Raw genomic sequence first — 23,115 nt, forward strand, 5'->3', positions numbered from 1 at the left:
CTGGGCTACTATAGCCGGCCCCCGTCCAGGAAGCCGGTATGCAAGAGCTCGACCCATCCGCCTACGAATCGCTTCGCGCCGGCGCCACCGTGCTGGAAGCCGACAAGCACGGCGACAAGGTCCTGCGCCTGCCCGACGGCAACTTCGTCAAGCTGTTCCGGCGCAAGCGGCTGATCTCCTCGGCGGCGCTCTACCCCTATGCCCAGCGCTTCGCCGACAACGCCCGGGCGCTGCAGCGGCTGGGCATCCCCTGCCCCGAGGTGATCGGCGTCTACCGCGTGCCCGGCATCGCCCGCGACCTGGTGCACTACCGCCCGCTGCCGGGCCAGACGCTGCGCCAGTTGATCGCCGCCGGCCAGGCCGACAGCGCCCTGCGCGAGCGCCTGGGCGAGTTGATCGCCCGGCTGCACGAGCGCGGCGTGTACTTCCGTTCGCTGCACCTGGGCAACGTGGTGCAAACCCCGCAGGGCGAACTGGGGCTGATCGACATCGCCGACATGAAGACCCAGCGCCGCGCCCTCGGCCGCGCCCAGCGCAAGCGCAACTTCGCGCACATGCTGCGCTATGCGGAGGATCGGCAGTGGTTGCTGGCGGATGAGGGCGGCGAGCTGAGCGAAGGCTACCTGCGCCACGGCACGGTACGCTGGGACGCCCGCGAACTGCGGGGCATCCTCAACGCCGGCTGAGTTCGCTCCCGGCTTCCCCGGCCGCGGCCGGGCGCTTCAGGCTCAGGCCGAGCAGGAACACGCCCCAGGGCATCAGCCACATGGCGCGGGTGCGCTCCCACAGGCTGAACACGTCAAACTGCATGGCCACGCTGGCATAGACCCACAGCAGCAGCAATGCCAGGCCCAGTTGCGTATGGCGGCTGCGCCAGGCCCGCAGGCCCAGCATCGCCCAGAGCACCAGCCAGACGAGCAGCGCTGGGATCCCATACTGCAGGGCGGTGTGCAGCAGGAAGTTGTGGGTGCTGCCATGGTAGCCGCCGGCCCAGCCCTGGACCTCGTAGGTGGTGCCGTAGCCCACGCCGTTCCAGAAATGCTCGCGCAGGATCGGCAAGGCGCTGCGCAACAGCTCCAGCCGCTCCGAATCCCCCCTTGCCATCAGGCTCGGCTCCAGGCAGAACAGCGCGATGCCGCCGGCCAGGGCCGACAGGGCAGCCAGGCGCTTGCGCCAGCCCGGCAGCAACACCAGGCAGAACACTGCCGTGGCCATCAGCGCCAGGAGCGCACCGCGGCTGCCGCACAGGGCGACATAGACCAGTGGGGGGAGCTGCAACAGCAGCCAGGCCAGCCACCAGCCGCGCCTCGTCGGACGCAGCGGCAACGCCATCACCAGCAGGAAGCCCGTGGCGTAGGCGGCCGCGTTGGGGTTGTCGAGGAAGCCTCCGAAGCCGTTCAGGCGCTCGGGCGCATAAGCCGGCGCCCAGAGCAGCGCGGCCAGGCTGTAGAGGCTGTTGAGGACACCGAGCAGCACCAGGGTGCCGCGCAGGCGTGGCTCACTGGCCCGGGCCCAGAGCAGCCAGCCACAGACCAACAATACGAAGAGGCTCGACTGCTTGACCCGCGACAATCGGTCGAAATCGCCGACGGCCCACAACAGCGAGAGGTTGGCCCAGGCGAACAGCGCCAGGAACAACCACATTTCCCTGCGTTCGACGATCAGCCGCCCCAGTTCGGCGCGGCGGGCGATTACCAGCCAGAGCGCCGGCAGGTAAACGAACAGCGCCACCATGGTGTAGTAGAACTTCATGGTCGGCGTCAGCAACACCCCGGCGATGGTCCAGAACACGCCGAACCCCAGCATCGCCTCGGCCACCCGGTCCCTGCGGGCGATTGGCACACCGCCTTGACTCATCGCGGGCCGCCAGGTCTGCCACGCTTGCAACAACATCGACTTCATCCCGGACGCACTCATCCCTCGTGGAACTTGAACATGAGGTGACGCAGGCGGCGCCAGGTCACGCGATTCCAGCGCCATGGCGGCAGCCGCAGAAGAAGCCGCAGAGCATAGGCCTTGTCCGACACCACCGAGTGCTTGAGCGCCTTGTTGATCACGCAGGTCAGGCCCTGCGAGTAGCAGGGATGGCCACGGTAGGGGGCGATGGCCATCAGGTCATAATCGAGCTGGCACTGGTAGGCGGTCTTGGACATGTTGCCCGCATGCCTGCGGTAGAGCGTCACCAGGTCCGGCAGCACATCCGTGCGATAGCCCAGGTGGGCGATCTTCAGGGTGATCTGGAAATCCTGGATGCGGATCGCCGGGTCATAGCCCCCGGCACGGTCCAGCGCCTCGCGTCGATACATGGCCACGGGGGCGCCGATGGCGTGGGCGCGGGACAGCAGCTCGGCGAAGCTGTAGCTGCGCAGCGACTTGCCCTCCTCGGTCTTCAGCCGCCGCCCTTCTGAGTCGACGTAGACCACCCGCGCCCCGACGCAGCCCACCTGGGGATGCGCCTCGAGGTAGGCGGCCTGCAGCGACAGGCGGCCCGGCAGCATGACGTCATCGGAATCGGGCGTGGCGATGAACTCGCCGCGGGCATGGCTCAGGGCCGTGTTCAGCGCGGCGCTGACGCCCTGGTTGGCTTGCCGGTAGAACTGGAAGCCGTAGCGCTGGCGCAGGGCCTCGATCTTCTCGGCGCTGGCATCCTGGGAGCCGTCGTCGACGACGATCAGCTCGAAATTCGGATAATCCTGCTCGAGGATGCTCAGCAGGGCCTCCTCGATGTAGCGTTCGCGGTTGTAACAGGGAACCAGCACGGAGATCAGCGGCCTGGGCACGACCACCTCCGGCCCCGATGGCCGCCACGAAAGCTTCGGCGCATGAATGTTCAAATTCCCAGAGCCCGGCGTAATCGCTCCAGCCTGCCCGGTTGCGGGTGTGGACGCAAGGGTGGCGTCATCGCCTCGACGATGCGCGCCCCGATCTGGCTGAAGCCGAAGCCCTCCTCGGCCAGTTGGCGGCCCTGGGCGGCGATGCGCGCCGCCAGCTCAGGGTCCTCGCGCAGCACCTGCAGCTTGCGGCGCAGCTCGGGAATGTCGCGGTAGAACACCACGTTGCGCATGTCCGCCAGGCCCAGCGCGCGGTTTTCCTCCTCGCCCTGGTCGTAGGCGAAAAGCACGCAGCCGCAGGCCATGGCCTCGAAGTTCTTGATCATGTATTCGCCCATGCCGACGTCCGCGCTGACGAAAAAGCGGATGCGGTTGAGCGTGTTCAGGTAATCCTCGCCGGAGTTGGTCTTGGTGACCAGCAGGTTCTCTACCCTGCCCAGCTCGTCCAGCAGCGCCTTGCGCCCGCTGTAGGCGACGCTGCCGGTGCTGCCGACGAAGGCCAGTTCGATGTCGCGCTCGCGGCCCAGGTCGTGGAGCAGGTCCTGGTCGTAGCCCTTGGGCACGAAGACGGCGTCGAAGCCCTCCTCGCGCAGGCGCCGGGCGACCACCGCGCCGGAGCTGATCACCCGCGCCCAGGGCATGCGCCGGTAGTGGGCGCTGAACTTGCCGGTGTACTTGCAGGGGATGTAGTTCTGGTAGGCATCGTGTTCGAGGATCACCAGGTTCGGCACGCTGGCGATGAAGGAAGCCTGGCGCATTTCCTTCTTGAAGCGCAGGAAGAACAGGATGCGGTCGTAGCGCGTGACGTCCACCTGCTCGCGGAAGTAGCGGCGCAGGTTGGCCTGCTCGTCGCTGCTCAACCAGCGCAGGTCGCAGTCGCAGTGCTCGGCGATGCCGTCGTAGAGGCGGTCGAGAATGGCGCGTTGTTCTTTCTGGACCAGGAACAGGACTTTCAAGATTCACCCTTGGCGGCCGCGGCCGTCATTCGGAAACGCCACGCGTCAGCGCACGGACCATCGGCAGGCTCCAGAACTCCCGGCGCACGGCCTCGTCGGAGAAGCGCTCATGCAGGCGCTCGTCCATCAGCCGGGCGCAGGCCTCGCGCTGCTGCCGGTCGAGCGCCGCCAGGTGCGCCAGGCCCTGGGCCAGGGCCGCGTCGTCGCGCAGCGGGAAGAGGATGCCCAGGCCCTCGACGATTTCGCCGGCGCCACCGCCGGCGGTGGAGATCAGCGGCACGCCGGCGGCCATGGCCTCCAGCAGGACCATGCCGAAGGGCTCGTGGTCGGAACTCAGGGCGAACACGTCGAAGGCCTTGAAGTAGCGCCGCGCGTCCGGCACCTGGCCGAGGAACAGCACGCGCTCGGCGATGCCCAGCTCGCGGGCCAGCGCCTTGAGGTCTTCCTCCAGGCGGCCCTTGCCGAGGATCGCCAGCAGCGCGTTCGGCGGCAGTTGCGGCAGGGCCGCGGCGAAGCCGCGCAGCAGCGTGGCCTGGTCCTTGTCCGGGTGCAGGCGGCCGACGTTGCCGACCACCCAGGCGTTGTCCGCCAGGCGCAGGTGCTGGCGCGCCGGGTAGCGCTCCACCTGCTCGGCCTGCAGGGCGTCGACGTCGACGCGGTTGTACAGCGTCTCGATGCGCTCCGCCGGCCAGGCCGGCAGGCACTGGCGCAGCTCGTCGCGCACGGCATTGGACACCGCCAGCAGGCTCAGGCGCTTGGCGAACAGCTTGGCGAACAGCTTGCGACCGAGCCGGCGGTAGTCGCCGAAGCCATGGTGCACGCCGATCACCGGCAGGCGCGTGCCGAGCATGGCGACCCAGGTGGGCTTGAAGCGATGGGCGATGCAGAAGCGGAAGTCCCGCGAGCGGGCGATCTCGCGCAGGTCGCGGATGGCGCGCAACTTGAGGCCGCGCACGTCCTTCGAGCTGTAGTCGAGGAACAGCACCTCGTCGCTGGCGCAGCCGGCGGCCACCTCGGCATCGGGCGCGCCGGTGAGGAACACCGTGGTCACCCGGTAGCCGGTGCCGGCGAACAGGCTGGCGTACTGGCGGGCGCAATCCAGGAAGGGCCCGTCATAGCCGTGGCAGAACTGCAGGACCCGCGGTTCAGCCGAGCGAGTCATAGGCCGCCGCGCCTTCCTTGACCACCAGGATGTCCTGCATGATCAGGTATTGCAGGTCCGAACCGTAGAACATGTTCAGCGCGTCGGTCGGCGAGCAGATCATCGGCTCGCCGCGGCGGTTCAGCGAGGTGTTCAGCGCCACGCCGTTGCCGGTGAGTTTCTCCAGCTCCTTCATCAGGTCGTAGTAGCGCGGGTTGAACTCGCGCTTGAGCACCTGGGCGCGGGAGGTGCCGTCCTCGTGGACGACTTCCGGCACGCGGGTCTTCCACTCTTCGTTGACTTCGAAGGTGAAGGTCATGAACGGCGCCGGGTGGTCGATCTTGAACATCTGCGGGCCGACGGTATCCAGCATCGACGGGCAGAAGGGCCGCCAGCGCTCGCGGAACTTGATCTGCGCGTTGATGCGGTCGGCCACGCCCGGCACGCTCGGGCAGCCGAGGATGGAGCGTCCGCCGAGGGCGCGCGGGCCGAACTCCATGCGGCCCTGGAACCAGGCCACCGGGTTGCCGTCGGCCAGCACCTTGGCGATGGTTTCGGGCACGTTGTCGATCTTGCGCCAGGCCGGCTTGGCCTCGTGGCGGGCGCAGGCGGCGATGACGTCTTCGTTGCTGTAGGCCGGGCCGAGGTAGACGTGCTCCATCTTCTCCACCGGCACGCCGCGCTCCCAGGACACGTAGGCGGCGGCGCCCACCGCGGTGCCGGCGTCGCTGGCCGCGGGCTGCACGTACAGCTCCTTGACCTCGGGGCGGGCGATGATCTTCTGGTTCAGCTTGACGTTCAGCGCGCAGCCGCCGGCGAAGGCGATCTTGCCGGTTTCGCGGAGGATGTCGCCCAGGTAGTAGTCCATCATCTCCAGCGCCAGCTTCTCGAACAGCGCCTGGATGCTGGCGGCGTAGTGGATGTACGGGTCGTCGGCGATGTCGCCTTCGCGTTTCGGGCCCAGCCACTCGATCAGCTTGGGCGAGAAGTAGTAGCCCTTGCCCTTTTCCTTGTAGCGGCGGAAGCCGATGACGTTGGCGTAGTCGGTGTTGATGATCAGCTCGCCGTTCTCGAACTTGGCCAGGCGCGAGAAATCGTACTTGCTGGCGTCGCCGTAGGGCGCCATGCCCATGACCTTGAACTCGCCGTCGAGCATGTCGAAGCCGAGGTACTCGGTGATCGCGCCGTACAGCCCGCCCAGGGAGTCCGGGTCGTAGAACTCCTTGATCTTGTGGATCTTGCCGTTCTCGCCGTAGCCGAAGAAGGTGGTGGCGTACTCGCCCTTGCCGTCGATCCCGAGGATCGCGGTCTTCTCCTTGAAGCCGGAGCAGTGGTAGGCGCTGGAGGCGTGGGCCAGGTGGTGCTCCACCGGCTGGATCTTGACCTTCTTCAGGTCGAAGCCCAGTTGCTGCAGGCACCACTGGATGCGCTTGTAGTAGCGCTTGTAGCGGCGGTTGCCGAGCAGGATGGCGTCCAGCGCGCGGTCCGGGGCGTAGGCGTAGCGCTTGGCGTAGTGCCAGCGGGCCTTGCCGAACAGGCTGATGGGGGCGAAGGGAATGGCCACCACGTCGACATCGGCGGGCTTGATGCCGGCCTGCTCCAGGCAGAACTTGGCCGACTCGTAGGGCATGCGGTTCTTCGCGTGCTTGTCGCGGACGAAGCGCTCTTCTTCGACCGCCGCGACCAGCTTGCCGTCGATGTACAGGGCGGCGGAAGGGTCATGGCTTACGGCGCCGGACAGGCCGAGGATGGTCAATGACACGGGTAAGAGCCTCTTTGAAAGCAGCTGGAAGCTTGAAGCCGGAAGCTTGAAGCAACAGCGGTGTTCGTCATAGCCCCTGGGGGCTTTCGTCTTCCAGCGTCAAGCCTCGGGCTCGACGCTGGGATAAATTGTCTTAGAAGCAGCTGGAAGCTTGAAGCCGGAAGCTTGAAGCAGCAGCGATGTTCGTCATAGCCCCTGGGGGCTTTCGTCTTCCAGCGTCAAGCCTCGGGCTTGAAACCGGGATAAATTGTCTTAGAAGCAGCTGGAAGCTTGAAGCCGGAAGCTTGAAGCAACAGCGATGTTCGCCATAGCCCCTGGGGGCTTTCGTCTTCCGGCGTCAAGCCTCGGGCTTGAAACCGGGATAAATTGTCTTAGAAGCAGCTGGAAGCTTGAAGCCGGAAGCTTGAAGCAACAGCGGTGTTCGCCATAGCCCCTGGGGGCTTTCGTCTTCCGGCGTCAAGCCTCGGGCTTGACGCTGGGATAAATTGTCTTAGAAGCAGTTGGAAGCTTGAAGCCGGAAGCTTGAAGCCCAAAACACCAGCGCCAACCTCCAGGCTCTTGCTTTCAGCTTCCAGCTTCCAGCTTCCAGCTGCTCTTAGGTATTCGCTCATCCAGCAACCGGTGCAGCGCGCTGCCTTGCGGCCAGTTGCGCAGGAAACGTGCGCGGTCGCGGGCATAGGCGCGCTCGAAACTGGCCTGGCCGTGGTGCTTGTGCATGGCGTCGAGGTCGATCAGCGCCCAGCGCCCCGCATCGCCTTCCCCCTGCCAGAACAGGTTATGGCCCTTGAGGTCGCCGTGGCTGATGCGCTCGCGCCGCAGCGCCGCGAACAGGCTGTCCAGGGCCTTGAGTTCGGCCTCCGGCGGCATGCCGGCCCCGTCCGGATCGTCCAGATGGGGTTTGAAACGGGCAATTATATCCTGCCCGGCCAGGTAATCGGTAATCAGGAAGGCCGGCCCGCGCAGCCACAGCCAGCGCCGTTCCAGCACCGCCAGGGGTTTCGCGGTGGCGATGCCGAGGGCTTCCAGACGGTTGCCCTCGCGCCAGGAGGCCCAGGCGCGGCTGGGGCGCCAGAAGCGCTTGAGCCAGTGCAGCAGGTTCTTGATGTTGTAACGCTTGACTACCAGCGGGCGGCCATCCAGCTCCACTTTCGCCACGGTAGCGGCACCGCCGGTCTTGTAGACATGCCCCCGGTCAATGAAAGCGTCCGGCTCGGCCAGCAGCGGCGCCAGGCCGGCTTCTTCCTCGCGGCGCACCGCGCGCAGGCCGAAGGCGCCGCGGCGCACGCTGAACAGGCTGCAGTCGCGGCCGATCTTCTTCAGCAGGTCGGCCACGCGCCAGCGGCGCACCCGGGCGATCTCCTTCTGCAGGGCCTCCAGCGGCAGCGCGTGCTCGCCGTTGACCAGCAGGTAATGCACCAGCAGTTCTTCGAGGAAGGGGTCGAGGCTGGCCGGCAGTTGGGCGAAGAACACTCCGAGGTTTTCCAGCACGTGCTTGCGCGACAGCGGCTGGCCGGGCGTCTCGGCGCGGATGCCGGCGCCGTCGATCAGGTACAGGCGGCCGGCGTGGCGCAGCAGGTTGTCCAGGTGCAGGTCTTCCTGCCAGAGGCCCTTGGCGTGCAGTTCGGCGATGGCCGCCAGGGCCTCGCCGAGCACCGCCTGCTGGGCGTCGGACAGCGCCGGCTCAGCTTCCACCGCGCGCCAGGCGTCGCCCAGGCTGTGGGCGTCGTCGAGGAACTCGAAGAGCAGCCAGCCACCCTCGCCTTCGCGCAGGCCGTCGGCCAGCAGCAGCGGCGTGGTCAGGCCCTGCTCGGCGAGCAGGCGCACGCCGGCCAGCTCGCGCTGGAAGTGCCGCGCGGCCTTGCCGCCGACCAGCAGCTTGGCCAACACCTGGCGCCCGCGCCAGTCGCCGGCGCCGACGTAGCGCCGGCCCGGCAGCACGCGCAGCAGGCTGTCCAGGCGCAGTTCGGCGGGGCCGGCGCCATCGGCCAGTTCCAGCCGCAGCGGCAGCGTCGGCTGGCGCCCGGCGTTTCGCATCTCGCCCAGCCTCACCCGCGTTTCTCCTTCTTGCGCCGGCGCGCGCCCAGGCGCTTGTACCAGTGGTCCACCTCGGCGCCGCTGGCCGCGCTGCCCAGGTAGGCGGCGAGCAGTTGACGCACGTCCACCTCGCTCCAGTCAGGCGCGCGGCGCAGCAGCGGTTCCAGGTCCTTGACGCGGTCGCGCAGGCCGAACCACAGCGGGCGGGTCTTCTCCAGGTCGATCAGGCAGGCCTGGAAGCCGTCCTCGGCCTCCCGCAGGAAAATGTGCTTGGGATAGAAGCAGCCGTGCATCTGCCCGGCCTCGTGCAGGCGCCGGGCGAGCATGCCGCAGGCGTGCAGGATGGCCTGGCGGCGCTCCGCCGGCAGGCCGGACCAGTCCTTCAGCCAGGCGTCCAGATCGCGCCAGCCGTCCAGCGCGCGGGTCACCAGGATGGCGCGGCGCTCGCCGCCCTCGCGGCGTTCGCCGAAGAAGGCCGCCTGCAACGCCGGGATGCCCAGTTGCTGGTAGCGCTGGATGTTGCGGAACTCGCGGGCGAAGGTCGGCTCGCCGCCCGGGCGCAGCAGGCTGCGCGTGAGGTGGTTGCTCTGCCGCTTGAGGTAGTAGGCGCCGCCGTCCAGCTCCAGGCGGAACACGCAGCTCATGCCGCCGCGCTCGGTGTTGGGCTCGTCCACCGCCTCCAGCGGCAGCGTCCAGAGCGCGTCGAAGTCGGCCAGGCCCTGGCTGTGCAGGCGCTCGCGGTCGTCGTCGGCGATGAAGTCGTTCACTCGCGTCCCTCGTAGAAATGGGCGATGCGCCGCACGCGGACCTTGTCCGAGGCGTTCAGCCGCTCGCGCCGGCGGTACTGCAGGTAGAAGCGCAGGCGCTGGGTGGCGGAAAGGTGGTACTTGGCCACCTTGTCCAAGGTCGCCAGGTCCTTGGTCACGCGATGGCGCAGCATGAAACTGACCCAGTAGTTGCCGATCGGGCAGTCGATGAAATACACGGTGCCGGCGGCGTCGACCAGGATGTTGCGCCACTTCAGGTCATTGTGGGTGAAGTGGTGGTCATGCATCAGCCGCGTGTGCGCCGCCAGTTGCCGGCTGACGTGGTCGACCCAGGCGCGGTCGCGCAGGCGCGGGTCGTCGCGCCGGGCCAGCGCGGCCAGGTCCTCGGTGCCCGGCACTTCGCGGGTGACCATGGCGCCGCGGACGAAGGCGCCGTGCTTGCGCTCCAGGCCCCAGGCCACCACTTCGGCGGTGGGGATGCCCCACTTGGCGAACTGCTTGAGGTTCTGCCACTCGGCCTTGATCCGCGGCCGCGCCAGGTAGCGGTGGTAACCCTTGCCGGCGCTGTTGTAGCGCTTGACGTAGTAGCGCACGCCGTCGCGCTCGACGCGGATCACTTCGGACTTGGGGTCCTTGGTCAGGCGCTCGCCCTGCAGGGCGAATACCGCGTCCAGGCTGCCGAAGTCGGCGGACAGGTGGCTGTAGGCGGGTTCCAGGGTCCAGCCCGACATCAGAGCAGGTCTCCGTAGCGCTGCTTGCGATCGTAGAGTTTGGCGGCCTTGCGCTCCATCCAGGCGAGCAGAGCGGCCTCCTCGCGGAGGATGTCGCGCAGGGGCTTGCGGAAGTAACCGCGCAGGAAGCGTAGCTTGTCGCGTTGCGTCAGGCCGATGTCCAGCGCCGAGAAGTACAGCGCGGCCAGGTCCTTGTCGCGCCAGCGCCGCGGCGTGGCGGCGCGGGTCTGGGCGCGGTGCAGGTCGATCACCGACAGGCGCAGGTCGTCGGGCGTCGGCGGGCGGTCGGTGTGCAGCAGGAAGTGGCAGATGTAGCAGTCGCGATGGTTCACCCCGGCGCGGTGCATGGTGCCGACCATCTTCGCCACTTCGTCGATCAGCGCGCGCTTGAAGCGCGGCTGCGGCGGCTCGCGCAGCCAGTTCAGCGACAGCTGTTCGAGGTCGATGGTGGGGGCCAGTTCCTCGGTGACGATGAAGGAATGCTGGCGCGCCGGGTCGCCGCCGCGCTCGCCGTAGGCCACCGCAGTCATGGTCGCCACGCCGGCCTGGTGCAGGCGCTCCAGGGCGCGCTGCTCCTGGCCGGCGCCGAGCACCGGGAGCTTGGCGCTGAGCAGGTTCTTGAAGATTTCGCCCCAGCCGATGCCGCGGTGGATCTTGACGAAGTAGCCGCGGCCGTCGACCTCGGTGCGCAGGGTGCGGCGGCCTTCCAGCTCGCGGTAGACCTTGCCCTGCAGGCGCTCGACCTCGACGAAGGGGTCCTTGCCGGCCCACAGGCTCCTGAACGGCTCGCGCAGCTCAAGCTTCATGGGCGCCCGCCTTTCGTAGGAGCCCGGGGAAGCCGGGGAGTGGGGTGTTCATGGGCGCTCCTGCAGGATCACGTCCGCGGCGTGCTGCGGCATGGAGTACAGGTCCGCCGTGTCGGCGAAGGCCAGGCCGTTGCGCGACCAGGCGGCGCGCGCCGCGTCGTCCCGGAGCATCTCCGCCAGCATGCGGTTGAAGGCGTCCTGCTCGAAGGGCGACGGCACCACGCGGCCGGCATCGGCTTCGGCGATGTAGTGGGCGTAGCCGCAGACGTCGGTGACCAGCACCGGCAGCCCGGCGACCACCGCCTCCAGCAGCACGGTGCCGGTGTTCTCGTTGTACGCCGGGTGGATCAGCAGGTCGGCGCCGAGCAGAAAGCGCGGGATGTCGCTGCGGCCCTTGAGGATCTGCACGTGGTCCGACAGGCCCAGGGCCTTGACCTGCAGCAGGAAGGGCTTGGGATCGTCCTGGCCGATGGCGATCAGCCGGGTGCGCCTGCGCAGGTCCCGCGGCAGCGCCGCCAGGGCCTTGAGGCTGCGGTCCAGGCCCTTGGTCTTGAAGCCCGAGCCGATCTGCACCAGCAGCAGGTCGTCGTCGGCCAGCTTGAATTCGCGGCGGAAGTCGGCGCGCACCTCGGCGGCGTTGGCCGGCGCGCGGCGGTCCAGGGCGATGCCCGGAGGCAGCAGGTGGAAGCGCTCGATCGGGGTGTGGTAGTGCTTGATGAACAGCGGCTGCTGCACCTCGGAGATCATCAGCACCTCGGTCTTCGACTCGGGGGCGAACACCGCCCGCTCGTAGTCGGCGAAGTGCTTGTAGCGGCCCCAGCGGCGGTAGATGGGGTTGCGCAGGGTCTGCGCCTTGTCCTCGAAGCAGCCGTCGGCGGCGTAGTAGACGTCAAGGCCGGGCATCTTGTTGAAGCCGACCACCCGGTCCACCGGGTCGCGCGCAAGGTCGGCGGCCAGCCAGGCGCTGAATTTCTCGTTGCGGCGATGGTTGAACAGCGCCTTGACCGGCGCCACGCGCACGTCGAAGCCGGGCGGCACCTCGCCCTCCCAGATCGGCGTGTAGACGCGAATGGAATGGCCACGCTTCTGGCATTCCAGGGCGATGCGCATGAAGTCGCGCTGCAACCCGCCGAAGGGGAAGTACTTGTACAGGACGAAAGCCAGTTTCATCGAAGCGTCTCCGGGGCCAGCAGCAGCGCCTCCAGTTGCAGCGCCACGCGCTGCGGGTTCAGGCGCGTGAAGCACAGGGGCTGCTCTTGCCGCAGGTCGAACTGGCGCTTGTCTTCGGCCGTCGGCTGGTAGGTGCAGGTCTTCTGCAGGCAGGGTGCGCAGGGCCAGTCGCTGGCCAGGTGCACCTGGGAACGCCCGTAGGCGCCGGTCAGCCCGGGATTGGTCGGGCCGAACAGCGACAGCGTCGGCACGTCCAGGGCGGCGGCCAGGTGCCCGAGCCCGGTGTCCACCGCCACGCAGGCGGAAGCGCCGGCCAGGACCTTGGCCATGCCTGCGAGGGATAACCTGGGGAGCACCGAGGCGTTTTCCAAGCCCTGGGCGATGCGCTCGGCGCGCTGGCGCTCGTTGTCGTTGCCCCAGGGCAGGCGCACCGACCAGCCGCGCTCGCCCATGCGTTCGGCCAGCTCGCGCCAGTAGGCCTCGGGCCAGTGCTTGGTGACCCAGGTGGTGCCGTGCAGGAACACCAGATAAGGCTCGCCGGCGCTCCCGTCGATCAGCAGGCCGCGGTCCAGGCCGTAGTCGCCGACGCCCGTTGGCAGCGGGTAGTCCAGCGCCTGGGCGAACAGCTGGCGCACGCGCTCCACCGCGTGCTGGCCCCAGGCGACCGGGTAGCCGCGGTCGTAGAAGCGGCTGGCCGCCGGCTCGCGCGCGGATTCCCTGTCCAGCCCGGCGACCGGCACCTTCTTCGCGTAGCGCGTCAGCCAGGCGCTCTTGAGCAGACCCTGGGCGTCGATCACCAGGTCGTAGTCGACCTCGCGCAGGCGCTTCTTGAAACGCCGCCACTCGCCGTTCTTCAGAGTCTGCCAGAGGTTCTTGCGCCAGCGCCGGATGGCCACCGGGATGACCTGGGCCACCGCCGGGTGCCAGGCCGGGATCTCGGCGAAGCCTTCCTCGACCACCCAGTCGAACTGGATGCCGGGGATGGCCCGGGCGGCGTCGGTGAGCGCCGGCAGGGTATGGATGACGTCGCCCAGGGACGACGTCTTGATCAGCAGTACCCTCATTCGACGTCGACCGGGTCCGCGACCAGGCGGTCGAGCGCCTGCAGCACCATCGACGGCGGCAGCTCGCGCAGGCAGTTGTAGTGGCCGAAGCGGCACACGCGGTCGAAGCAGGGGCTGCATTCCAGGCCCAGGCGGACGATTTCCACGGCATCGGCCAGCGGCGGGGTGAACTGCGGCGAGGTGGAGCCGTAGACCGCCACCAGCGGGCGGTTCAGCGCGGCGGCCACATGCATCAGGCCGGAGTCGTTGCTGACCACGGCGGATACGCAGGACATCAGGTCGATGGCCTCGGCCAGGGCGGTTCCGCCGGCGAGGTTGACCGACTCCTCGCGCAGGCCGGGGATCAGCCGCGAGCGGATGTCCTCGCCGCCGGGGTGGTCGTTCTTCGAGCCGAAGATCCACACCTGCCAGCCGGCGCGGATCTTCGCCTCGGCGACCTTGGCATAGAACTCCGCCGGCCAGCGCTTGGCTTCGCCGAACTCGGCGCCGGGGCACAGCGCCAGCACCGGGCGGTCCAGGCTCAGACCGAACTTGGCCAGGGCCGCGTCGCGGCTGGCCGGGTCGATGGCCAGGCGCGGCTGCGGGTAGGGCTTGGGCAGCTCGGCGCCCGGCGGGTAGGCCAGGGCCATGAAGCGCTCGATCATCAGCGGGTAGCGCGCCTTGTCGAGCTTGCGCACGTCGTTGAGCAGGCCGTAGCGCATCTCGCCCTTCCAGCCGGTGCGCCTGGGAATGCCGGCGAAGAACGGCACCAGCGCGGACTTGAGCGAGTTGGGCAGGAGGATGGCCTGGTCGTACCGGCCGGCCAGGGATTTGCCGATGCGCCGGCGCGCGGCGATGTCGAGCACGCCGTGGCCGAGCGGGAAGCTCAGGGCCTGGCGCACTTCGGGCATGCGTTCGAGGATCGGCCGGCTCCAGTCGGGCGCCAGCACGTCGATCTGGCAGTCGGGGTGTTCGCGCTTCAGGCACTCGAAGAGCGTCTGCGCCATCACCATGTCGCCGACCCAGGAGGGACCTACGATCAGAATGTTCATAAGCTGGAGGCTGAAAGCTCGAAGCTGGAAGCCTGTCTGGAACCGCGTTGGCTTCCGACTTCAGGCTTCCAGCTTCCGGCTCATTTGACCAGAGTGCGCCACTCCGGATGGGCGCTGGTCTTGCCGGTGACCAGATCGAAGTAGGCCTTCTGCAGTCGCTCGGTCACCGGGCCGCGGCGGCCGATGCCGATCTGCCGGCCATCCACCTCGCGGATCGGGGTGACTTCGGCGGCGGTGCCGGTGAAGAAGGCCTCGTCGGCGATGTACACCTCGTCGCGGGTGATGCGCTTCTCCACCACCTTGATGCCCAGCTCGTCGGCCAGGGTCAGCACGGTGTTGCGGGTGATGCCGTTCAGGCAGGCGGTGACTTCCGGGGTGTAGATCACGCCGTCCTTGATGATGAAGATGTTCTCGCCCGAGCCCTCGGCCACGTAGCCTTCGGGGTCCAGCATCATGGCCTCGTCGGCGCCGCCGGAGATGGCTTCCTGCAGGGCCAGCATCGAGTTGATGTAGGCGCCGTTGGACTTGGCGCGGGTCATGGAGATGTTCACGTGGTGGCGGGTGAAGGAGCTGGTGCGCACCTTGATGCCCTGCTCCAGGGCGTCGTCGCCCATGTAGGCGCCCCAGTGCCAGGCGGCGACGATCACGTGGACCTTCAGGCCGGCGGCGCGCAGGCCCATGCCTTCGCTTCCGTAGAACACCATCGGGCGGATGTAGGCGCTTTCCAGGTTGTTCTCGCGGACCGCGGCGCGGGTCGCTTCGTTGATCTCTTCCTTGGTGAACGGCATCTTCATGTTCATGATGTGCGCCGAGTCGAAGAGACGGTCGGTGTGGGCCTGCAGGCGGAAGATCGCGGTGCCCTGCGGGGTGTTGTAGGCGCGCACACCCTCGAACACGCCCATGCCGTAGTGCAGGGTGTGGGTCAGAACGTGGGTGGTCGCGTCGCGCCACTGCACCAGTTCGCCGTCATACCAGATCACGCCATCACGATCGGCCATCGACATATTTGCCAGCTCCTCACAGAAATTCGTCGTCCGGTCGCCGCGGAACCCAGCCCCGCCGGCGACCTGTGCGTACTGCCCGGGATCAGGCGAGCTCGAGCTCGCGCCAGATCCGCATCACTCCGCGGCGTTCTTCATGGAAACGGTCGCCGCCCACTACCCCTGGCTGTTTCTGCAGCGCCAGACGGTGCGCGGCTGCGCGATAGGCCTTGTAGGCCTCCTGCAGGAAACGGACGTCCTCGCTGGCGATCAGGCCAGCCCGCTCCAACCCTTCCAGGATGCGGATGTTGTCGGTGAACTGCAGCAACCCAGGGTGCTGCCACGACCAGGCAAGGGCCGCATATTGCACCATAAATTCGATATCGACGATACCACCGGCATCCTGCTTGAGATCGAAGGGCGCCGCGGCTTCGAAGGCATTCGGCGCGGTGCCGGCGGCGGTCGCGGGGGTGCCCAGGTTGTCGCGCATCTTCGCGCGCATCTCGCTGACTTCCCGGCGCAGCTCGGCCAGGTCGCGATGGCGCCCCACCACCGCGGCGCGGATGCCCTCGAAGGCCTCGGCCACCCGCGCACTGCCGGCCAACACGCGGGCGCGCACCAGGGCCTGGTGTTCCCAGGTCCAGGCCTCGTTCTGCTGGTAGGCCTGGAAAGCCGCCAGCGAACTCACCAGCAGGCCGGCGGCGCCGCTGGGGCGCAGGCGCATGTCCACCTCGTAGAGCGCGCCGGAAGTGGTCTGGGTAGTCAGGAAGTGGATGATCTTCTGCCCCAGGCGGGTGAAGAACTGCGAACCGTCGATGGGCTTGGCGCCGTCGGTCTCGCGCTGCGGGTCGCCGTCGTGGATGAACACCAGGTCCAGGTCCGAGCCGTGGCCCAGCTCCAGGCCGCCGACCTTGCCGTAGCCGACGATGATGAAGTCGGTGTCGCAAGGCGTGCCGTCGGCGCGCAGCGGCCGGCCGTGGCGCTGCACCAGCTGGTGCCAGGCCAGGGCCAGGACCTGTTCGAGGATGGCCTCGGCGAGCCAGGTCAGGTAGTCGCTGACCTTCATCAGCGGCAGGGTGCCGGCGATCTCCGAGGCCACCACGCGCAGGCCGTGGGCCAGCTTGAAGTGACGGAGGGTCTCCATCTGCTGTTCGAGGTCGTCCTCGGGGATGCGCATCAGCCGCTCGCGCAGCTCGGCGATCAGCTCCGGCGCCTGCGGCGGGCTGAGCAGGCGCCCTTCATTAAGCAGCTCGTCCAGCAGAATGGGGAACTTGGCGATCTGCTCGGCCACCATCGGGCTGGCCGCGCACAGCGTCAGCAGGCGCTCCAGGGCGCCGGGGTTCTCGGTGAGCAGTACCAGGTAGGCCGAGCGCCGCGCCACCGCCTCCACCAGGGGCAGCACGCGCTCCAGGGTCAGGTCCGGCTTCTCGTGCTCGGCGAGCATGTTCAGCAGCCGCGGGACGAAGGCGTCCAGGCGCTCGCGGCCCAGGCGCTGCATGGCGCGCACCTGGTTGCCGTGACGCAGGTCGATGAGCCGCTTGAAGGCCGCCGCCGGCTCGGCGAACCCGGCCTCGGCCAGTTGCCGGCAGGCGGATTCCTCGTCCATCTGCTCTTCCCACAGCGGCAGCCACTCGGCGCCAGGGGTGGCGCCCTCGTTCTCGCCGCTCTCGTCCTCGTCGGGGTCGGCGATCACCTGGCGGAAGTGCCAGTCGACGCGCTCGCGCCAGTGGTTGATCGCCTCGTGGAACGCCGACCAGTTGGCGAAGCCCATGATGAAGGCGACGCGGATGCGCGACAGCTCGTCCTCCGGCAGCATCTGCGTCTGCCGGTCGTCGATGGCCTGCAGGGCATGCTCGGCGTAGCGCAGGAACTGGTAGCCCTCGCGCAGCTCGGCGACCACCTGCGGCGGCAGGTAGCCCTGCCCTTCGAGGGTCGCCAGCACCCGCAGCAGCGGCCGCTGCTGCAGGCTCAGGTCGCGGCCGCCGTGGATCAGTTGGAAGGCCTGGGCGATGAACTCCACCTCGCGGATGCCGCCGGCGCCGAGCTTGATGTTCTCGCTCATGCCCTTGCGCCGCACTTCCTGCTGGATCAGCTGCTTCATGCTGCGCAGCGCCTCGATGGCCGAGAAGTCCAGGTAGCGCCGGTAGACGAACGGCCGCAGCAGCTCCAGCAGGCGCTGACCGGCGTCCTGGTCGCCGCCGACCACCCGCGCCTTGATCATGGCGTAGCGTTCCCAGTCGCGGCCCTGGTCCTGGTAGTACTGCTCCAGCGCGGCGAAGCTGTGCACCAGCGGGCCGCTGGAGCCGTAGGGGCGCAGGCGCATGTCGACGCGGAAGACGAAACCTTCGACGGTGATCGCATCCAGCGCCTTGATCAGCTTCTGCCCCAGGCGGGTGAAGAACTCCTGGTTGTCCAGGGCGCGGCGGGCGCCCTGGGTCTCGCCGCCCTCGGGGTAGCCAAAGATCAGGTCGATGTCCGAGGACAGGTTCAGCTCGCCGGCGCCCAGCTTGCCCATGCCCAGCACCACCAGTTGCTGCGGCAGGCCGGAGCGGTGGCCGATGGGGGTGCCGAATTGCTGGCAGTGCCTTTCGTAGAGCCAGCGGTAGGCCAGGTCGATGCAGTTGTCGGCGAGGTCGGAAAGGTCGCGGCAGGTGCCGGCCAGGTCGCTGCCGCGGGTCAGGTCGCGCCAGACGATGCGTATCTGCTGGCGCCGGCGGAAGCGGCGCAGGCGGCGGCCCAGTTCGTCCTCGTCGGCGCAGTCGGCCAGCAGCGCCTCCAGTTGCGCGCGCATCTCGCCGCGCTCCAGCGGCCGGTCCAGCTGGCCGCTGGCCACCAGCTCGAGAAAGCCCGCGGCATCGCGCGCCGCCTGCTCGGCGACGAAGTCGCTGGCGGCGCAGACCTGGGCGAAGTCGGCGTGGCGCTCGGCGGACCACTGCTCATAAAGGGCGGCGTTTTCGGCGGGAAGATCGGCTACGGCGGTGCTGAAGGTCTGCCCCGCGCGCTCGGCGAGGGGCTTCAAGGTGGCCGGCAAGGCGGCCCGGGACGGCAGAGTCATGCATCGATCCTGATGAACGGCAACCCCGCGGAAGCCCCGCCATTCGGGCGCCTGTAGTTTTACTACTAACTTTTTTCGCCCAAGGGCTGTATCCAGTCGCGTTTTGTAGTAAAACTACAACCCGCCGGAACCACCCCCGGTGCACTTCCAAGAATTCGCGGCGTCGCCCACGAGGCCGGCGCTGCTATCGGCAACGATCTACTGGCTTTCGATTCTGGAAGCCTTTCCGCCCTGGAGCAAGCCATGCAAGACCTTGATCCCGTCGAAACCCAGGAATGGCTGGACGCCCTGGAATCGGTCCTGGACCGTGAAGGTGAAGACCGCGCCCACTACCTGATGACCCGCATGGGCGAGCTGGCCAGCCGGTCCGGCACCCAACTGCCCTACGCCATCACCACGCCCTACCGCAACACCATCCCGGTGACCCACGAAGCACGCATGCCCGGCGACCTGTTCATGGAACGCCGCATTCGCTCGCTGGTGCGCTGGAACGCGCTGGCCATGGTGATGAAGGCGAACAAGCACGACCCGGATCTGGGCGGCCACATCTCCTCCTTCGCTTCCTCGGCGACGCTCTACGACATCGGCTTCAACTACTTCTTCCAGGCCCCGACCGAAGAACACGGCGGCGACCTGGTGTTCTTCCAGGGCCACGCCTCCCCCGGCGTGTACGCCCGCGCCTTCCTCGAAGGGCGCATCAGCGAAGACCAGTTGAACAACTTCCGCCAGGAAGTGGACGGCCACGGCCTGTCCTCCTACCCGCACCCCTGGCTGATGCCGGACTTCTGGCAGTTCCCCACCGTGTCCATGGGCCTGGGCCCGATCCAGGCGATCTACCAGGCGCGCTTCATGAAGTACCTGGAGAGCCGCGGCTTCATCCCCGCCGGCAAGCAGAAGGTCTGGTGCTTCATGGGCGACGGCGAGTGCGACGAGCCCGAATCCCTGGGCGCCATCTCCCTGGCCGGCCGCGAGAAGCTGGACAACCTGATCTTCGTCATCAACTGCAACCTGCAGCGCCTCGACGGCCCGGTTCGCGGCAACGGCAAGATCATCCAGGAACTCGAAGGCGTGTTCCGCGGCGCCGAGTGGAACGTCAACAAGGTCATCTGGGGCCGCTTCTGGGACCCGCTGTTCGCCAAGGACACCGCCGGCCTGCTGCAGGCGCGCATGGATGAAGTCATCGACGGCGAATACCAGAACTACAAGGCGAAAGACGGCGCCTACGTGCGCGAGCACTTCTTCGGTGCGCGTCCGGAGCTGCTGGAGATGGTCAAGGACCTCTCCGACGAGGAAATCTGGAAGCTCAACCGTGGCGGCCACGACCCCTACAAGGTCTATGCGGCCTACCACCAGGCGGTCAACCACAAGGGCCAGCCGACCGTCATCCTGGCCAAGACCATCAAGGGCTATGGCACGGGTTCGGGCGAAGCGAAGAACATCGCGCACAACGTCAAGAAGGTCGACGTCGAGAGCCTGAAGTCGTTCCGCGACAAGTTCGACATCCCGATCAAGGATGCCGACCTGGAAAACCTGCCGTTCTACCGCCCCGAAGAAGGCAGCGCCGAGGCCAAGTACCTGGCCGAGCGCCGCGCCGCCCTGGGTGGCTACATGCCGGTGCGCCGGCAGAAGAGCTTCCAGGTCCCGGTTCCCCCGCTGGACACCCTCAAGGCCATCCTCGACGGCTCGGGCGACCGCGAAATCTCCACCACCATGGCCTTCGTGCGGATCATCTCGCAGTTGGTCAAGGACAAGGAGCTCGGCCCGCGCATCGTGCCGATCGTGCCCGACGAAGCCCGTACCTTCGGCATGGAAGGCATGTTCCGCCAGCTCGGCATCTATTCCTCCGTCGGCCAGCTGTACGAGCCGGTGGACAAGGACCAGGTGATGTTCTACCGCGAGGACAAGAAGGGCCAGATCCTCGAGGAAGGCATCAACGAGGCCGGCGCCATGTCCAGCTGGATCGCCGCCGGCACCTCGTACTCCACCCACAACCAGCCGATGCTGCCGTTCTACATCTTCTATTCGATGTTCGGCTTCCAGCGCATCGGCGACCTGGCCTGGGCCGCCGGCGACAGCCGCGCCCACGGCTTCCTGGTCGGCGGCACCGCCGGGCGCACCACCCTGAACGGCGAAGGCCTGCAGCACGAGGACGGCCACAGCCACATCCTGGCCTCGACCATTCCCAACTGCCGCACCTACGACCCGACCTACGCCTACGAGCTGGCGGTGATCATCCGCGAAGGCGCGCGGCAGATGATCGAAGAGCAGCAGGACATCTTCTACTACATCACCGTGATGAACGAGAACTACGTCCAGCCGGCCATGCCCAAGGGCGTGGAGGAAGGCATCATCAAGGGCATGTACCTGCTCGACGAGGACAAGAAGGACGCCGCTCACCACGTGCAGCTGCTGGGCTCGGGCACCATCCTGCGCGAAGTGGAAGCCGCGGCGAAGATCCTCCGCGAGGACTTCGGCATCGGCGCCGACGTCTGGTCGGTCCCCAGCTTCAACGAACTGCGCCGCGACGGCCTGGCCGTGGAGCGCTGGAACCGCCTGCACCCGGGCCAGAAGCCCAAGCTGAGCTACGTCGAGGAATGCCTGGGCGGCCGCAAGGGCCCGGTCATCGCCTCCACCGACTACATGAAGCTGTACGCCGAGCAGATCCGCCAGTGGGTGCCGAGCAAGGAGTACAAGGTCCTGGGCACCGACGGCTTCGGCCGCAGCGACAGCCGTCGCAAGCTGCGTGACTTCTTCGAAGTGGACCGCCGCTGGGTCGTCCTGGCCGCGCTGGAAGCCCTGGCCGACCGTGGCGACATCGACGCCAAGGTGGTGGCCGAGGCCATCGCCAAGCTCGGTATCGACCCGGAAAAACGCAACCCGCTGGACTGCTGAGGAGACGCATTGTGAGCGAGCTGATCCGCGTACCCGACATCGGCAACGGTCAGGGTGACGTCATCGAACTGCTGGTCAAGGTCGGCGACAAGGTCGAGGCCGACCAGAGCCTGCTGACTCTGGAATCCGACAAGGCCAGCATGGAAATCCCCTCGCCCAAGGCTGGCGTGGTGAAGAGCCTGAAGGTCAAGGTGGGCGACACCCTGAAGGAAGGCGACGAGATTCTCGAGCTGGAAGTCGAGGGTGGCGCAGCCGAGGCTCCGGCCGCGGCGCCCGTCCCGGCTGCCGAAGCGCCCAAGGCCGAGGCTCCGGCCCCGGCCGCCGCACCCGCGCCTGCCGCCGCCCCGGCGGCAGCGGCCAGCGTCCAGGACATCGCCGTCCCGGACATCGGCTCGGCGGGCAAGGCCAGCGTCATCGAGGTCATGGTGCAAGCCGGCGACACGGTCGAGGCCGACCAGTCGCTGATCACCCTGGAGTCGGACAAGGCCAGCATGGAAATCCCCTCGCCGGCTGCCGGTGTGGTGGAAAGCGTGTCGATCAAGGTCGGTGACGAAGTCGGCACCGGCGACCTGATCCTCAAGCTCAAGGTCGCGGGCGCCGCTGCCCCGGCCGCCGCCGAACAACCGGCCGCCGCGCCGGCTCCGGCTCCGGCTCCGGCTGCTGCTCCGGCCGCTCCGGCTGCCGCGGCCCCGGCTCCGGCCGCCAAGGCCGAAACCCCGGCCCCGGTCGGCGCGCCCAGCCGCGACGGCGCCAAGGTCCATGCCGGCCCTGCCGTGCGCATGCTGGCCCGGGAGTTCGGCGTCGAGCTGGCCGAGGTGAAGGCCACCGGCCCGAAAGGCCGCATCCTCAAGGAAGACGTGCAACTGTTCGTCAAGGAACAGCTGCAGCGCGCCAAGTCGGCCCCGGCCGGCGCCACTGGCGGCGCGGGCATCCCACCGATTCCGGAAGTGGACTTCAGCAAGTTCGGCGAAGTGGAAGAAGTGGCCATGACCCGCCTGATGCAGGTCGGCGCCGCCAACCTGCACCGCAGCTGGCTGAACGTGCCCCACGTGACCCAGTTCGACCAGTCGGACATCACCGACATGGAAGCCTTCCGCGTCGCGCAGAAGGCCGCCGCCGAGAAGGCCGGCGTCAAGCTGACCGTGCTGCCGATCCTGCTCAAGGCCTGCGCCCACCTGCTCAGGGAACTGCCGGACTTCAACAGCTCCCTGGCCCCCAGCGGCAAGGCGCTGATCCGCAAGAAGTACGTGCACATCGGCTTCGCCGTGGACACCCCGGACGGCCTGCTGGTGCCGGTGATCCGCGACGTCGACCGCAAGAGCCTGCTGCAGCTGGCCGCCGAAGCCGCCGAACTGGCGGAAAAGGCGCGCACCAAGAAGCTCTCGGCCGACGCCATGCAGGGCGCCTGCTTCACCATCTCCAGCCTCGGCCACATCGGCGGCACCGGCTTCACGCCGATCGTCAATGCGCCGGAAGTGGCGATCCTGGGCGTGAGCAAGGCGACCATGCAGCCGGTGTGGGACGGCAAGGCCTTCCAGCCGCGTCTGATGCTGCCGCTGTCGCTGTCCTACGATCACCGGGTGATCAACGGCGCCGCCGCCGCGCGCTTCACCAAGCGCCTGGGCGAGCTGCTCGGCGATATCCGCACCCTGCTGCTGTAACCGCATCGGCCCCCATTCGGGGGCCGATCGCTTTCTACCAACGAGCACGCCACGCTCGTTCTCTCCAGCCCTGTCGGATGACGGGGCTTTTTTTATTCGCGCCGGCCGCAATAATGGCAAACAGCCACTACCCATGGCATTCTCCGATCAACGGCACCGCGCATGCCGCTCAAAATCCTCCCGGTCCCGCCGATACAGGCATTGCTTGTCAGACAAAACCGCATCATGCACCCT

The 23,115-nt window shown here is 67.9% G+C and carries 17 protein-coding genes; 3 read left to right on the forward strand and 14 right to left on the reverse strand.

Annotated features, from left to right (window positions below; translation table 11 throughout):
* Window positions 1-38: 38 nt before the first annotated feature.
* Window positions 39-686: a lipopolysaccharide kinase InaA family protein gene (locus PcP3B5_RS27970; protein WP_061562980.1), complete on the forward strand. Its 648-nt coding sequence runs from the start codon at window positions 39-41 to the stop codon at window positions 684-686.
* On the opposite strand, the gene PcP3B5_RS27975 is transcribed toward PcP3B5_RS27970, so the two are convergent.
* The 14 genes from PcP3B5_RS27975 to glnE form a co-directional block, all read right to left on the reverse strand.
* A complete protein-coding gene (locus PcP3B5_RS27975) occupies window positions 673-1,842 on the reverse strand; it encodes an O-antigen ligase family protein (RefSeq protein WP_237143065.1) in 1,170 nt (389 codons plus the stop codon). The two genes, PcP3B5_RS27970 and PcP3B5_RS27975, sit on opposite strands and share 14 nt — an antisense overlap.
* A 71-nt stretch (window positions 1,843-1,913) precedes the next feature.
* The gene (locus PcP3B5_RS27980) at window positions 1,914-2,780 is read right to left on the reverse strand and encodes a glycosyltransferase family 2 protein (RefSeq protein ID WP_082656888.1); all 867 of its coding nucleotides are present in this window, start codon (window positions 2,778-2,780) and stop codon (window positions 1,914-1,916) included.
* 50 nt (window positions 2,781-2,830) lie between these two features.
* Window positions 2,831-3,787 carry a glycosyltransferase family protein gene (locus PcP3B5_RS27985; RefSeq protein WP_061562981.1) on the reverse strand — a complete coding sequence of 319 codons (957 nt, stop codon included), beginning with the start codon at window positions 3,785-3,787 and terminating at the stop codon, window positions 2,831-2,833.
* 25 nt (window positions 3,788-3,812) lie between these two features.
* The gene (locus PcP3B5_RS27990) at window positions 3,813-4,949 is read right to left on the reverse strand and encodes a glycosyltransferase (RefSeq protein ID WP_009613568.1); all 1,137 of its coding nucleotides are present in this window, start codon (window positions 4,947-4,949) and stop codon (window positions 3,813-3,815) included.
* On the reverse strand, window positions 4,933-6,690 hold the full coding sequence (locus tag PcP3B5_RS27995; RefSeq protein WP_061562982.1) for a carbamoyltransferase family protein: 1,758 nt from the start codon (window positions 6,688-6,690) through the stop codon (window positions 4,933-4,935). The genes PcP3B5_RS27990 and PcP3B5_RS27995 overlap by 17 nt, the downstream gene beginning before the upstream one ends.
* 564 nt (window positions 6,691-7,254) lie before the next feature.
* On the reverse strand, window positions 7,255-8,739 hold the full coding sequence (locus PcP3B5_RS28000; RefSeq protein ID WP_061562983.1) for a lipopolysaccharide kinase InaA family protein: 1,485 nt from the start codon (window positions 8,737-8,739) through the stop codon (window positions 7,255-7,257).
* Window positions 8,736-9,491 (reverse strand): lipopolysaccharide kinase InaA family protein, encoded by a 756-nt coding sequence (locus PcP3B5_RS28005; RefSeq protein ID WP_009613575.1) that lies wholly within the window; start codon window positions 9,489-9,491, stop codon window positions 8,736-8,738. Before PcP3B5_RS28005 ends, PcP3B5_RS28000 begins: the two co-directional genes overlap by 4 nt.
* Entirely contained in the window at window positions 9,488-10,222 is a 735-nt protein-coding gene (locus PcP3B5_RS28010; RefSeq protein WP_043268510.1) for a lipopolysaccharide kinase InaA family protein, read from the reverse strand. Before PcP3B5_RS28010 ends, PcP3B5_RS28005 begins: the two co-directional genes overlap by 4 nt.
* A complete protein-coding gene (gene rfaP, locus PcP3B5_RS28015; RefSeq protein WP_043268509.1) occupies window positions 10,222-11,028 on the reverse strand; it encodes a lipopolysaccharide core heptose(I) kinase RfaP in 807 nt (268 codons plus the stop codon). The genes PcP3B5_RS28010 and rfaP overlap by 1 nt, the downstream gene beginning before the upstream one ends.
* Before the next feature lie 48 nt (window positions 11,029-11,076).
* On the reverse strand, window positions 11,077-12,198 hold the full coding sequence (locus PcP3B5_RS28020) for a glycosyltransferase family 4 protein (RefSeq protein WP_061562984.1): 1,122 nt from the start codon (window positions 12,196-12,198) through the stop codon (window positions 11,077-11,079).
* A complete protein-coding gene (gene waaC / locus PcP3B5_RS28025; RefSeq protein ID WP_061562985.1) occupies window positions 12,195-13,262 on the reverse strand; it encodes a lipopolysaccharide heptosyltransferase I in 1,068 nt (355 codons plus the stop codon). Before waaC ends, PcP3B5_RS28020 begins: the two co-directional genes overlap by 4 nt.
* Window positions 13,259-14,293, reverse strand: a complete 1,035-nt coding sequence (gene waaF, locus PcP3B5_RS28030; RefSeq protein ID WP_061562986.1) for a lipopolysaccharide heptosyltransferase II — start codon at window positions 14,291-14,293, stop codon at window positions 13,259-13,261. Before waaF ends, waaC begins: the two co-directional genes overlap by 4 nt.
* Window positions 14,294-14,373: 80 nt before the next feature.
* Window positions 14,374-15,297 carry a branched-chain-amino-acid transaminase gene (gene ilvE, locus PcP3B5_RS28035; protein ID WP_043316973.1) on the reverse strand — a complete coding sequence of 308 codons (924 nt, stop codon included), beginning with the start codon at window positions 15,295-15,297 and terminating at the stop codon, window positions 14,374-14,376.
* A gap of 82 nt (window positions 15,298-15,379) precedes the next feature.
* Entirely contained in the window at window positions 15,380-18,328 is a 2,949-nt protein-coding gene (gene glnE / locus PcP3B5_RS28040) for a bifunctional [glutamate--ammonia ligase]-adenylyl-L-tyrosine phosphorylase/[glutamate--ammonia-ligase] adenylyltransferase (RefSeq protein ID WP_009613589.1), read from the reverse strand.
* A gap of 243 nt (window positions 18,329-18,571) precedes the next feature.
* Between glnE and aceE the strand changes: the two genes are divergently transcribed.
* The gene (gene aceE / locus PcP3B5_RS28045; protein ID WP_009613590.1) at window positions 18,572-21,220 is read left to right on the forward strand and encodes a pyruvate dehydrogenase (acetyl-transferring), homodimeric type; all 2,649 of its coding nucleotides are present in this window, start codon (window positions 18,572-18,574) and stop codon (window positions 21,218-21,220) included.
* Window positions 21,221-21,231: 11 nt separating this feature from the next.
* A complete protein-coding gene (gene aceF / locus PcP3B5_RS28050) occupies window positions 21,232-22,881 on the forward strand; it encodes a dihydrolipoyllysine-residue acetyltransferase (protein WP_061562987.1) in 1,650 nt (549 codons plus the stop codon).
* The last annotated feature ends 234 nt before the right edge of the window (window positions 22,882-23,115 follow it).

Origin of the sequence: Pseudomonas citronellolis, from assembly GCF_001586155.1 — a bacterium.
Classification (GTDB): Bacteria; Pseudomonadota; Gammaproteobacteria; order Pseudomonadales; family Pseudomonadaceae; genus Pseudomonas; species Pseudomonas citronellolis.

Bases quoted from the DNA above. Each gene is read 5' to 3' on its own strand.
- ilvE (WP_043316973.1), bottom strand. From the start codon at position 15,297: ATGTCGATGGCCGATCGTGATGGCGTGATCTGGTATGACGGCGAACTG.
- PcP3B5_RS28020 (WP_061562984.1), bottom strand. From the start codon at position 12,198: ATGAAACTGGCTTTCGTCCTGTACAAGTACTTCCCCTTCGGCGGGTTG.
- aceE (WP_009613590.1), top strand. From the start codon at position 18,572: ATGCAAGACCTTGATCCCGTCGAAACCCAGGAATGGCTGGACGCCCTG.
- PcP3B5_RS27990 (WP_009613568.1), bottom strand. From the start codon at position 4,949: ATGACTCGCTCGGCTGAACCGCGGGTCCTGCAGTTCTGCCACGGCTAT.
- waaF (WP_061562986.1), bottom strand. From the start codon at position 14,293: ATGAACATTCTGATCGTAGGTCCCTCCTGGGTCGGCGACATGGTGATG.
- waaC (WP_061562985.1), bottom strand. From the start codon at position 13,262: ATGAGGGTACTGCTGATCAAGACGTCGTCCCTGGGCGACGTCATCCAT.
- PcP3B5_RS28010 (WP_043268510.1), bottom strand. From the start codon at position 10,222: ATGTCGGGCTGGACCCTGGAACCCGCCTACAGCCACCTGTCCGCCGAC.
- PcP3B5_RS27970 (WP_061562980.1), top strand. From the start codon at position 39: ATGCAAGAGCTCGACCCATCCGCCTACGAATCGCTTCGCGCCGGCGCC.
- glnE (WP_009613589.1), bottom strand. From the start codon at position 18,328: ATGACTCTGCCGTCCCGGGCCGCCTTGCCGGCCACCTTGAAGCCCCTC.
- rfaP (WP_043268509.1), bottom strand. From the start codon at position 11,028: ATGAAGCTTGAGCTGCGCGAGCCGTTCAGGAGCCTGTGGGCCGGCAAG.